Below are 12,426 nucleotides of genomic sequence, written 5' to 3'. Positions count from 1 at the left end.
AGGGTCGCGCTGGGCTGCTAAGGTCCTGTTAAACTCTTAAAATAAAAAAGCCCCGATAGGATCGGGGCTTAGTCTGTATTATAATGTGAAGCGATTAAAGTTTCGCAAAAATAGCTTCCATTTTTTCTGATTCTTCTTTTGCAAGTTCCTCGTCTACTAAGATACGACCACTATGCTCATCAGTAATGATCTTTTTACGACCTGCGATTTCCACTTGTACTTGTGGTGGGATCGTAAAGAAAGAACCTCCAGATGCACCACGCTCAATTGCAACAACGGCAAGACCATTGCGTACGTTAGAGCGAATACGCTTGTAAGCTTTTACAAGACGCTCATCAATTTGCTCTTCGTAGCTTTCTCCTTTTTCAAGAAGTGCTTGTTCTTCTTTTTCCGTTTCAGCTAAGATCTCATCAAGCTCGTCTTTTTTGTGCTTCAAGTGCTTTTTGCGCTCGTCAAGACGTTCTTTAGTAGAATCGATCACTTCGTTTTTCTGTTCGATCTGCGCACGGAATTCTCTGATATTTTTTTCAGCAAGTTGAATTTCTAACTCTTGAAATTCAATTTCCTTACTTAGCGAGTTGTACTCTCTGTTGTTACGCACATTTTTTTGCTGTTCAGTATATTTCTTGATAGCAGCTTTTGCGTCTTCAATAAGAATTTTTTTAGCTTTAATCTGATCGTCGATTAAGCTTAACTCACCACCTAATTTGTCAAGTCGGGTATTTAATCCTGCAACTTCATCTTCAAGATCTTCTACTTCTAAAGGAAGCTCACCACGCACGTTGCGTATGGTATCAACGCGAGAGTGTATCAGCTGTAGGTCATACAATGCTCTGAGTTTCTCTTCTACAGTTGCTTCGGTCTTTTTTGCCATATTATAAATACTTAATAGGATTGGTGTTTTCGTCTGATAAAACGACTGCAAAATTAGTAAATTTTTTCGTAAGAAAGTTGGTCAAAATATTTTTTGTGTATTGCTCGCTTTCATAATGCCCAATATCAGCTAAAACGATTTGACCTTCAGCTTGATAAAACTGATGGTATTTAAGATCTGCGGTGATCAGCGCATCTGCTCCGGCAGCTTTAGCGGCGTCAATTGCAAAACTTCCGCTTCCTCCTAAAACAGCGACCTTTTTTACAGGTTGACCGCGCAAAGCAGAATACCGAATTCCTTCAGCATGAAATGCTTTTTTGACTTGATTTAAAAAGTCTAATTCCTCAAGCGCTTTAGGTAATTCTCCAATCATTCCCATCCCAATATTTTGATTGGCATTGTCTAAAGTGGTGATTTCATAGGCTACTTCTTCGTACGAATGCGCTGCAAAAAGTGCGCTTAAGATTCGTGATTGCAGGCGTGCTTCAAATGTAATATTGAGTTGCACTTCTTTTTCAATATGCAGTTCGCCGCGATTTCCAACGCTGGGATTGCTATGTTCATTGCCTTTAAAAGTACCTTTACCTTTGGTGCTAAAACTACACTCTTCATAATTGCCAATGTTTCCGGCTCCTGCTTTAAAAAGTGCTTCTCTAACAGTGATCACCTCATTTTTGGGTACATAGGTCGTGAGTTTTTTAATAGCTCCTTTTTTAGGAATTAAGATCTTGCGCTGCTCTAGATTTAGCGCATCGCACATCCCTTTACTCACACCATGTGGCATATTGTCAAGCGCGGTATGAATGGCGTAAATAGCAATGTCATTTTGGATCGCTTTAAGCACCACACGTTCTACATAATTTTTACCGGTGATCTTCTTGAGTCCGCTAAAAATTATAGGATGAAAACTTACGATCAAGTTGCAGTTTTTAGCAATGGCTTCATCTATAGTTTGTTCAAGCGTGTCAAGAGTAACCAGAATACCGGTAACTTGCGTATGATAGTTTCCCAGCAGAAGACCTACATTGTCAAAATCTTCGGCATTGGCGAGGGGAGCAAATTCTTCAAGGGTTTGTGCGACGTCTTTAATGGTCATAACTCGTAATTCTAATAAGTGGTAAAGGTAAAGATTGCGATAAGTGAAGCTACTTATTTTATTGCTAAATCTTGTTTTGTCAGGGTTAACAAATAAGTCACGCGTTCAAAAGTTTAAAAAGTAATACCTTCGGCGTTGTGAAAGACTTGCGAAAAATACTCTGGCCTTTTTCGGTGCCTTACGACGGGGTTACCCGAGTACGCAATTACCTATTTGAAAAGGGAATATTCGAACAAAGATCTTATGATTTTCCGGTGATTGGTATTGGTAATTTAAGTGTTGGCGGTACCGGAAAAACACCAATGACTGAGTATGTGCTGCATCTTTTAAAGGAGGAGTATCGTCTGGCGACCTTAAGTAGAGGATATGGCAGATCTACCAAAGGTTTTTTGCTCGTCACCCCGAAGGATCACGCTAGCGAAGTAGGGGATGAACCTTTGCAGTTTGCTATAAAATTTGAGCAGGTAGCTGTTGCTGTTTGCGAAGATCGTCAAACCGGTATCGCCAAGTTGATGCAGCAAACTCCAAAACCTGAGGTAGTGGTTTTAGATGATGTTTTTCAGCACAGAAAGGTACAGCCTGGATACCTGATTATGCTTACGGCGTATAATGATTTGTTTTACAAAGATCTGGTGCTTCCGGCAGGGAATTTAAGAGAGTCAAGAGAAGGAGCTTCCCGAGCGCATTGTATTGTTGTTACTAAATGCCCTTCAAGTTTAGGAGAAAGGGGGATGCAAGCGATACAAATGAAGATTGGAGCTTATAGTAATGCTCCGGTATATTTTAGTAGCATTGGTTATGGTGAAATTCAAGGAAACCCAGCTTTTACAGACTATAGTACCTTGCGTAATAAGAAAATTACAGTGGTAACCGGTATCGCGAAACCAGAGCCTTTTTTTGACTTTTTAAAAGGGAAAAACTTGAACTTTGAAGCGCTTCGGTTTAAGGATCATCATAATTTTACTCCTAAAGAACTACACGCTTTAGATCAGCACGAAGTCATACTTACCACCGAAAAAGACTATATGCGCTTAAACGGCAAATTGCATAAAGCTACGTTGCTGTATGTGCCTATTGAAATGCAGTTTTTAAAAGAAACGGAACGTTTCAACAATGATCTGCTAAATTTTGTGAAGCAGCAGGTCCCTAAAGAATAACGTTTTTACGTTTTAAGGCATTATGGATTTTAAAGAAGAATTCCTCTACCTTATAAGGTTTCGGGATGATGTCGTTGAAACCGGCCAGATAAAAATCGTCTATATTTTCTTCAATGGTTACCGCTGTTAAGGCTAGAATAGGCAGGTCTTTGTTGAATTCGCGTATTTTCTGAGTCGCTTCGATACCACTTATTCCCGGCATATGAATATCCATTAAAACCAAGTCAAAGTTCTCAAAGCGTACTTTTTCAATAGCGATTTCACCATTGTCTGCCACTTCGCACATCATCTCATTTTTTTCAAGAATTTTGCGGGTGATCATTTGGTTGATCTTGTTGTCTTCAACCACCAACAGCTTTTTGCCTTTTAGGGCCTCGTAATCTATCTCGTACACGCGCTCTTCGGTTTCGTTAGTTTTGCTTTTGGCCAGGCCATACTTGATGTCAAAGAAGAATTTAGAGCCTTTTCCAAGCGTGCTTTCCAGTTCAATTTTACTTTTTTGAAGGGTGAGCAGGCGCTTAACAATAGAAAGTCCTAAACCGGTACCGCCAAATTTTCGATTGATCTGTACCGAACCTTGAGTGAAATTCTGGAAGATATCTTTCTGTTTTTTCTTGCTGATACCTTCTCCGGTATCTTCAACTTCAAAATGAAGATAGGTTTGACTATCATTACTGCTCAATTGCTTGATGCGAATAAAAATATCCCCGTCTCTGGTAAATTTATTTCCGTTACCGATCAAATTGATAAGAATCTGCGAAATCATTAATGGGTCACCAATGATCTGATCAGGAATTTCTTCATCATATTCCAGGTTGAGCTTGTTGCCTTTTTCTTGCGCCGAACGCTCCAAAGCAAACAGTACATCATCTACACGTTTACGTAGATTAAAGGTTGCTTGTTCAACTTCAACCTTATCGGCCTCAAGCTTGTTGAGGTCAAGAATGTTATTGATGAGCGAGAGTAAATATTCTCCTGAAAATTTTAAGGAATCAAGATGCTTCTTTTGCTCTTCGGTAGGATTTTCACTTAAAAGTAAATGCGTGAGTCCGGTTACTGCATACATAGGAGTACGAAGTTCGTGCGTGATCGTAGATAAAAACTGCGCCTTAACCACAGAAGCCTTCTCGGCATTTTCTTTGGCGATCATCAGTTCGGCGTTTTTAGCTTGTAGCAACTCGTTTGCCTTAGCACGTAAATTATTGTTCTTATAAAGAGAAAGTGCTAAAAGACACAAAATAGTAAACAGCGCAATAATGAGTACGGTTGTGATCTTATTAGCCTGAACCCGTTTTGCCGGGTCGTAATCATCAGCATTGATATTGGCGAGCAACGCATTGCGAATAGCTACATTTTTTGCAGTTGAATTGTTTTCACCAAAATAACTGCTGCGTTTTTGATTGTATAAAGAAAGGTAGCTGAAGGCTTCCTCAAATTCTTGCCGCGCGGAATAAATGGTGCTCAATAAATTCAATCCATCAACTTCAAGCTGCGGGTAATTATTATTTAAACTGAGTTCGTGTGCTTTGTTAGCATACGACAAAGCAGTATCCAACTGATTGAGCAGGAAATTCATTCTGCCCTGTTGTAAAAAAACGCGGCAAAGCAAATAACTGTGTTTGCCCTTTGTTTTGTTTAAAATCGCTTCGGCTTGCTGATATTTTAATAGGGCTTCTTCATTGTTTTTGAGTTCCTGCAAAATGTTGCCCTCATACAAATAGGTCGTAGCCAATTGTACTCTGGAGTCCTCATCACGCGTGCTTTCAAAAATTAATGCGGCATTTTCTAAAAAGGGTAATGCACGCTCGTAATTTCCGGTTTTAGATAGGATTTGACTGTAAATCAAATAGTCTTGCCCCAGATTGTCTAATTCTTGAAGTTCTTGGTGCAGTTTAATTGCATTAAGAATAAGCGGAGTAGCGAGCTTAGGATCGCCGCGCTCAAAATAAATTTTAGAAAGTAATTGGTTGCTAATCGCTTCGCCACTTTGATTCAATGATTTTATCGAAAGGGCTTCGGCTTTTTTGATATTGACGATCGCTGATTCAAAATCTGCCTGCTCCATTGCGTAGATTCCGCCCAGTAAAAGCGAATCAATCTGAATGTTCTGTACGTTTTCAGATCTGCTTGATTGTTGACCAAAACAGACCACGGAAATTAGGGTAAATAAGACGACAAGTAGTTTTCTGTCGATCAGCATTTTTTGACGCATTAAGTCACTAATATAGACACTTTGATAGAATATCTACAGAAAACTTTAAGAATTTTTAAGAGATTTTAAGAATGAGATCAATCAATCTTGAAGAGTAACCGGTCTCATTATCGTACCAACCTATGAGTTTCACCAAGTTACCAATCACAGAGGTCATTTGAGCGTCTACAATCACCGAGTGGGTATTTCCTACAATATCAATAGAAACTAAAGGAACATTTGTAAACTCTAAAATGCCTTTGAGTTCATGTGAAGCCGCGTATTCAAAAGCAGCGTTAATTTCCTCAATTGTAGTTTCGCGATCGACATTTAAGGTAAGGTCAGTTAAAGATCCGTTAGGCACCGGTACCCGAATTCCGCAGCCACCAATTACTTCGCTTAAATCTGGAAAAATTTTAGTAAGCGCTTTTGCGGCACCAGTGGTGGTGGGTACAATAGATTGCCCTGCAGCTCGCGCGCGTCTTAAGTCTGCGTGCGGCTGATCGTGCAAACTTTGATCTGTAGTGTATGAATGTACTGTGGTAATATACGCCTGCTTAATTCCGCATAAATCATTTACCACTTTAATCATTGGGGCGGCATTGTTGGTGGTGCAACTCGCATTAGAAATGATACGCTCACTACCATCAAGCAAGGTGTCATTTACACCAAGCACAATCGTTTTAATATGATCATCTGCCGGTGGAACACTCAAAATAACTTTTGGGGCGCCAGCCTCAAGATGTGGAAGAAGCGCTTCTTCGGTTTTAAACTTACCAGTAGCTTCAACGATGAGATCCAGATCGTGATTTTTCCAAGGAATGCGTCCCGGATCAGACTCCTGATAAAGGTGAGCTACTTGTTGATCGACATAGAGGGCAGCATCTTGATAGCTAATTTTCGGCGGAAAAATGCCGTGAATACTGTCGTATTTAAGCAGATGCGCTAAAGTTGCACCATTGGCTTTGTCGTTTATGGCGACTACTTCAATTTGTGGATGCTCGTGCAAAAGTCGAAAGAGTCTCCGACCGATGCGTCCAAAACCGTTGATCCCGATTTTGATAGTTCTCATGCGTAATACGTCTAGTTAAGGTGCTTTTGAGCTTTATATGAAGAGCGCACGAGTGCACTACTTTCTACGTGACGGAAGCCCATTTCTAAACCTATAGTCTCGTATTTTTTAAATTGATCTGGCGTGATGAATTGTTTCACCGCAAGATGTTTTTTAGAAGGCTGAAGGTATTGCCCAATGGTCACCACATCTACGTCAGCATCGCGTAAATCTCTTAAGGTTTGAATGACTTCTTCTTCAGTCTCACCCAGACCTAGCATGATACCTGATTTGGTACGTCTAATGCCTTGCTCTTTTAAATATTTAAGTACGCCTAAACTACGCTCATATTGCGCTTGTATACGCACTTCTCGGGTGAGGCGTTTTACGGTTTCCATATTATGAGAGACCACTTCAGGCGCCACTTCAACGATACGATCAATATTGCGCTCGTTTCCTTGAAAGTCGGGTATAAGAGTTTCTAAGGTAGTGTCAGGATTCATGCGTCTGATGGCTTTGACCGTTTCAGCCCACATTATAGAACCCATATCTTTTAGATCATCACGGTCTACTGAAGTAATTACCGCGTGCTTAATTTTCATAAGCTTTATAGAACGAGCCACTTTTTCTGGTTCTTCCCAATCTAAGGTGTCTGGCCTTCCGGTTTTAACACCACAGAATCCGCAAGAACGGGTGCAAACATTACCTAAGATCATAAAGGTCGCCGTTCCCTCGCTCCAGCATTCTCCCATATTTGGACAGCTTCCGGAGGTGCAGATGGTGTGTAAATCATACTTATCTACGAGGCTCCTGAGTTCTGTGTATTTCTTGCCGGTGGGCAATTTTACACGCAACCATTTAGGTTTTGGTTTATGAACCGGTGCTGCTAATGTTTCAGTATTCATCACAATTCTTTTAGGTCAGCAAAGATACAAACTGTACTTCAAATAACAGGTACTGCTGTGTTTTGTGTTGGTGGTCTCTTCTACGCTTAAAAGCTTACATTTTGTCCTGGGTAATTTGCTTGTTAAGAGAGTTTTAGTACTTGCGTTAAAATTTAGGTAATTAGGAAATCGTTGTGATAAGAAGCAAGACTACCGCACTACTTTTACATCAGTATTAAACAAAAACACTCTATTATGAAACGATTTACACTTCCTTTTTTGATAATTGCGATTGTAACAGGAATTTATGGTTTTGGAGGGTTTGATCTTTGGGCAACCGAAGCTGCACGTATCTTATTTCTGATTTCAGCAGATTTATTTGTAGTTTCTTTATTTGCCAAATTTTTATTTAAGAAGAATCCTAAGCCTATCGCGCAACAGGTAAAATCATAAATCAGCCTTTTCATTCCTGAATTTAGAACTGCTTTAATACAAAGCAGTTTTTTTATGTCTAAATTGTAGCATAATTATTGATAAGAATAGTAAAAACTTTATGCGTAATCTTTCTTTAGCTCTACTTCTTTTGATCTCTGTTTACGGTTTAAAAGCGCAAGAGCAAGTTTTACATCGTGGAGCAGTGACCGAAACCGTGACCGCTAACGATTCTATAAGCATTCCATATTCTATTTATTTACCGCCAACCTACGATGTGAACAATCCGTCTAACGCGTTGTTTATTTTTGACTCAGAAGGGGAGGGTACTAAAGCAACCCGACTTTTTGTATCTGCATTACAGGGCGAAAATTATATCATCGTTGCAAATAATAAACCCTTGCCGCAAGCATTAGACAGTCTTGATGCCAATGCAAAAATGGGGCTGCATATTATGCAAGATGTATTTAGAAAGGTTTCTCTGGATATGAATAATGTGTATCTGGCAGGGCATAAGAGTGGTGCACAGGTAGCAAGTGCCTTATCCTACATCGTAAGAGGAAAAGCTAATTTACTTTTAATCGATGACGTATACTTCGCAAATAGGTTTGCAGATCAGGCGCAAGAAAACCTTGCGATTGGAGTGGTTGGTGAAGCTTCACCTAACTATTATCAGATGGAAGATTATTTCTATATGATGAAAGCGTACAATAATGACAATACGCTTTATTTTATTGAAGAAACCAAAACTTGGCCGTCGGCAGCGTTAATGGGCACACTGATCAATAGATTGTATCACCTCAATAATGAGCGTTTAAATAAAAAGCTTTCTGATACGGTATGGCAGCGTCAATATCAAACAGATCTCAACACCATTAAACAATTGACTTTAGCAGAAGAATACGTTAATGCTTATGAGTTGGCCACAGATTTAAAAGGAGAATACCGCGGAAATGTTGATCTTGATCCGTTGCGCGATCTGCAGCGTGGGTTGAGAAGATCTGATGCGTACAAACAAGAAAAACGCTATATGCGTTCTGATGATATAGAAGAAGGGTTGCTGCTGGATGATATTAGTTACTTTTTAGATGAAGATCTTGCGCTGGGTAGTTTTTCTAATCTGGGATATTGGGATGAACGTATACAGCAATTTAGAGCTGCGGCACAAAATTCGGCGAAGCCTAAAGAACAAAAAGTAGCTAAACGCATGCTAGGTTATATTGACTATGTTGTCACCGATTTTCTGACCTTAAACCGGGTAGCACTTTTTGATCAGCGCATTTTTGCTAATGTACTGCGTACGTTACTGGATCCCGAAAATGATAAGGCATACCTAGACATAATTAGTTTAGCAGCCATTGATGGGGATGACAATACTGCTTATTTTTATCTAGAAGAATTGCTGAAGCAAGGCTACGACAATTATGAGGCGCTGTACTCAATCCCAAAAACCGAATTGCTGCGTATTAAGCCAACCTACAACGAACTCGTGGAAAGTTATTTGGGCAAATCTAAATTTTAGAGAATTCCTTGTTTCTTTTAACATAGAATAATAAAAGCAAAGCAACCACTGTTATTGCAGCCATAATGGCCCAAGTACTTTTGTATCCTAAGCGGTCCACAAGCTGCATCCCACTATTATGGCCAAAAATATGCGCAAGCGAAAAAGACATGCTGTACAATCCCATATATGCTCCTTGTCTGCCCAGTTTAGCTCGGCGTAAGGCAAAGGCATTTCCAAATGGAAACGCTATCATCTCGCCTAAAGTAGCAACTGCCATCCCCAGTATTAAAACACCATTCCAACCGCTGAAATAGAAAAACCCAAAACTCAGTCCGGTCAAAACTAATCCGCCGATTACATTAGAAATGTGATTCCAGTTTTTAGCTTCCATAAAAGCGATCAATGGCATCTCAAATAAAAAGATCATCAGTCCGTTCATTCCAAGCAAAAGTCCAATTTGCGATTCCGTAAGTAAACGAACTTCTTTATAATAAACCGGTACAGTAGAAAAGTATTGAACAAATACAACTCCGAATAAAGCAAGTGCGATCAGGAATATAACATATAGACGGTCTTTGTGAGGCGCTAAGGGATTTTCGATCATTTTTTCTTGATCAGTTTCTTTGGCTTTTTTAGGGTTCAATGTTTGAATGAGTAGCAAGCCGGCGAGAATACAAGTAATGCCGTCTGCTAGGAATAAACCAAAGTATCCAATACTCGCAATGATAATTCCGCCCAAAGCCGGGCCTGCTGAGAATCCTAAATTGATCGCAAGGCGAATTAAGGTTAACGACCGCGTTTTGTTCTCCGGTTTGCTGTATGCACTAAGGGCAACGAAAAAAGCAGGCCGAGACATGTCTGCTAATGAGATCAAGGCAAAAAAGCCAATGCATACCGCCCAAAAGCTAGTGATGAACTGCAAGCCTAAAAAACCAATTCCGGTAGCGATAAGACTTATAAGGATAGTTTTATAATATCCCAGTTTATCAGACAGAATTCCGCCTAGCCAAGAGCCAAAAAGTGAACCAAACCCAAAACACGTCATTACCCAACCTACACGGCTAAGACTAAATCCTAAGTCATCTCTGAGGTATAGTGATAAAAACGGGATCACCATTGCGCCCGCCCGATTTACCAGCGTGATCAATGCAAGCCACCAGATTTCTTTTGATAGTCCTTTAAAGGTATTGAGGTAAGAAGTAAAAATGCGTTTCACAATGGGTCTAAATAAAAAAAGTCTGGCGATAAGACCAGACTTTTTGCGTTTATAAAATAGGTTTATGTATCAACACAGCACGTCCGGAAGAAAAAGATATTCCTTTACTAGGCGATATGATGTGTTTTTAAATTTCATTTTAAGAGAATTTATGGACGACCATCTGTGTTAATTGCATCAAGGTCGTTTGATAAGTTAAAGCTACTAAAACTTTTTCAGTAGAAGCTTTTGTTTTTGATTAAAATTAAAGACTTCCACTTGGCAGTTCTTCTACTTGTACGGGAAGGTAGAGTTCGGTTACCCATTCAGCCGGATTCGGGGTGTCCTCAGGGCCTACTATATAAAATTCAAATTTGCTGCTTTCGGGAGCGGCCACATAATTGTTCTCCTGCATATAAGCTTCGGTTTTTTTCCAGGCTTCATCAAGATTACTGGTGTTTCCGGTTAGTCGCGTTTTTATGACGGTGTAGGCCGGTAAAAATCCACAAAGAATAGCGCTGTCCTCAGGTACAACTATTCTTGAAGTTGTAGGAATTCCACTTGAAATAATAGCGCTATTATTTACAGAGTCCTTAGAGTTGTAAATAGTTAGCGGTTTTCCCAGAATGGTGATGTTATTACCTTCCATAAAAGATTTCACCTGTGGAATAAGCTCCATAACTTTTTCATCAATATGTTCAATCGAGGTGGCTGTTGTGGCATACATATAAAAACCACCGCTGTATTGTGTGATGCCGCTTACATCAATGCTGTACACTTTCATATCAGCATTGATCAGTTGGTCTAACGCAGTCAGACCTTTGTCATACATCGCGCGCATTTCACCATCAAAATCATAACCACCAAGAGTGAAATAGGCTTTGTCCATTAAGGTGTGTTCACCTCTAATTCCCCAGGTTACCTTAGTGCCTTCTTCTACTTCTTCAAATTGCCAGAATACATTCGCTTCACGCTCTCCTCCCGGAGTGATAAAAGTGATGTCTTGCTCAATACGTTGATCTTCGATAACCGAAGTGGTTCGCATAGCACCATCAACTTCTTCACCATTCCACGAATAGCTCGCGCCCTCGCCGCTGGTTTTTTCGGGATAATTAAAAACCATTGTAGGATCTTCTTGTTTCCAAGGCCCCCAGGTTTCCCAAGTTTTATATTCATTAACCTTATCAAAAATCACACTTACAGGAGCGTCAATAATTTTTGATTCTTCAATTTCATAAGTGCCGTCTTTGGTAGCAAAATAAATAGCACCTGCTATAAAAACAATGAGCAGTAGAAAGAAGAGGTATTTTAATATTTTCATTTAGGAATGGGTTTAACAGCTAAGTTAGCAATTTAAAACGGATTGTAGGAGATTCCCACAAAAGAAGAATTAAGAAAAGTAACTTACTTGTTAAGCGTTAATTTAATAAGAAAAAGCAGCGCCACAAAAACGATAAAACCTATCAAAATCCAGAAAGATCCTCGGTATTCTTTTTTGTGAAGTTTGCGGTCTTTGCGATAGCTGCGTGATACAAAAAACACGAAAGCTATAAAGAACAAGGCCGCAAAAACCCATTGACCGGTAGTGAACATTTTAATGTATTTTTAGTCAAAATTAAGTCTTTAAAACAGAATATTACGATGAAAAAACGATTAGCTGCGGTACACGAATTTCATAGCACCTTTGGATTAGGAATTGAAGAAGCCCCAAAGGCCGACTTGGGCGAGGCTAAAAATTTGTTGCGTTTCAATTTGATGAAAGAAGAGAATGAAGAATATCTAGAAGCTGCTAATAATAATGACCTTACCGAAGTAGCCGATGCGTTGGGTGATATGCTTTATATCTTATGCGGAACCATTTTAGAACACGGGATGCAACATAAGATCGAAGAAGTTTTTGATGAAATTCAGCGCAGCAATATGAGTAAGTTAGGAGCTGATGGTAAACCGGTGTACCGCGAGGACGGTAAAGTCTTAAAAGGTCCAGCTTATTTCAAACCAAATATTAAAAAGATTCTGGATAATTAATCTAGTTTTTTTCT

The 12,426-nt window shown here is 39.6% G+C and carries 11 protein-coding genes; 4 read left to right on the top strand and 7 right to left on the bottom strand.

Annotated features, from left to right (window positions below; genetic code table 11):
* Nucleotides 1-94: 94 nt before the first annotated feature.
* Nucleotides 95-874: a zinc ribbon domain-containing protein gene (locus tag LDL79_RS03860; protein WP_072983564.1), complete on the bottom strand. Its 780-nt coding sequence runs from the start codon at nucleotides 872-874 to the stop codon at nucleotides 95-97.
* A 1-nt stretch (nucleotide 875) separates the two neighbouring features.
* The gene (locus LDL79_RS03855) at nucleotides 876-1,970 is read right to left on the bottom strand and encodes a Nif3-like dinuclear metal center hexameric protein (RefSeq protein ID WP_225599223.1); all 1,095 of its coding nucleotides are present in this window, start codon (nucleotides 1,968-1,970) and stop codon (nucleotides 876-878) included.
* 137 nt (nucleotides 1,971-2,107) lie between these two features.
* Here LDL79_RS03855 and lpxK point away from each other — a divergent pair, with 137 nt between their 5' ends.
* Nucleotides 2,108-3,127: a tetraacyldisaccharide 4'-kinase gene (lpxK, locus tag LDL79_RS03850; RefSeq protein ID WP_225599222.1), complete on the top strand. Its 1,020-nt coding sequence runs from the start codon at nucleotides 2,108-2,110 to the stop codon at nucleotides 3,125-3,127.
* Here the strand turns inward: lpxK and LDL79_RS03845 are convergent.
* From LDL79_RS03845 to lipA, 3 genes are all read right to left on the bottom strand, one after another.
* Entirely contained in the window at nucleotides 3,117-5,327 is a 2,211-nt protein-coding gene (locus tag LDL79_RS03845; protein ID WP_225599221.1) for a hybrid sensor histidine kinase/response regulator, read from the bottom strand. The two genes, lpxK and LDL79_RS03845, sit on opposite strands and share 11 nt — an antisense overlap.
* 67 nt (nucleotides 5,328-5,394) lie before the next feature.
* Nucleotides 5,395-6,390: a type I glyceraldehyde-3-phosphate dehydrogenase gene (gene gap / locus LDL79_RS03840; RefSeq protein WP_225599220.1), complete on the bottom strand. Its 996-nt coding sequence runs from the start codon at nucleotides 6,388-6,390 to the stop codon at nucleotides 5,395-5,397.
* An 11-nt stretch (nucleotides 6,391-6,401) separates the two neighbouring features.
* Nucleotides 6,402-7,274: a lipoyl synthase gene (gene lipA, locus LDL79_RS03835; RefSeq protein WP_167597929.1), complete on the bottom strand. Its 873-nt coding sequence runs from the start codon at nucleotides 7,272-7,274 to the stop codon at nucleotides 6,402-6,404.
* A 234-nt stretch (nucleotides 7,275-7,508) separates the two neighbouring features.
* On the opposite strand from lipA, the gene LDL79_RS03830 reads away from it, so the two are divergent.
* Both LDL79_RS03830 and LDL79_RS03825 read left to right on the top strand, forming a co-directional pair.
* Nucleotides 7,509-7,706, top strand: a complete 198-nt coding sequence (locus LDL79_RS03830; protein WP_072983575.1) for a DUF1328 domain-containing protein — start codon at nucleotides 7,509-7,511, stop codon at nucleotides 7,704-7,706.
* A gap of 100 nt (nucleotides 7,707-7,806) precedes the next feature.
* Nucleotides 7,807-9,207 (top strand): hypothetical protein, encoded by a 1,401-nt coding sequence (locus LDL79_RS03825; protein WP_225599219.1) that lies wholly within the window; start codon nucleotides 7,807-7,809, stop codon nucleotides 9,205-9,207.
* Here LDL79_RS03825 and LDL79_RS03820 read toward each other — a convergent pair.
* Together LDL79_RS03820 and LDL79_RS03815 are read right to left on the bottom strand one after the other, a co-directional pair.
* The gene (locus LDL79_RS03820; protein WP_225599218.1) at nucleotides 9,197-10,405 is read right to left on the bottom strand and encodes an MDR family MFS transporter; all 1,209 of its coding nucleotides are present in this window, start codon (nucleotides 10,403-10,405) and stop codon (nucleotides 9,197-9,199) included. The two genes, LDL79_RS03825 and LDL79_RS03820, sit on opposite strands and share 11 nt — an antisense overlap.
* A gap of 244 nt (nucleotides 10,406-10,649) precedes the next feature.
* Nucleotides 10,650-11,705 carry an SRPBCC family protein gene (locus LDL79_RS03815; protein ID WP_225599217.1) on the bottom strand — a complete coding sequence of 352 codons (1,056 nt, stop codon included), beginning with the start codon at nucleotides 11,703-11,705 and terminating at the stop codon, nucleotides 10,650-10,652.
* A gap of 320 nt (nucleotides 11,706-12,025) precedes the next feature.
* On the opposite strand from LDL79_RS03815, the gene LDL79_RS03805 reads away from it, so the two are divergent.
* Nucleotides 12,026-12,412 (top strand): pyrophosphohydrolase domain-containing protein, encoded by a 387-nt coding sequence (locus LDL79_RS03805; RefSeq protein ID WP_167597926.1) that lies wholly within the window; start codon nucleotides 12,026-12,028, stop codon nucleotides 12,410-12,412.
* The last annotated feature ends 14 nt before the right edge of the window (nucleotides 12,413-12,426 follow it).

The organism is Leeuwenhoekiella palythoae (assembly GCF_020310025.1).
Lineage (GTDB): Bacteria > Bacteroidota > Bacteroidia > Flavobacteriales > Flavobacteriaceae > Leeuwenhoekiella > Leeuwenhoekiella palythoae.
This window is presented reverse-complemented; position numbering and strand designations above follow the sequence as displayed.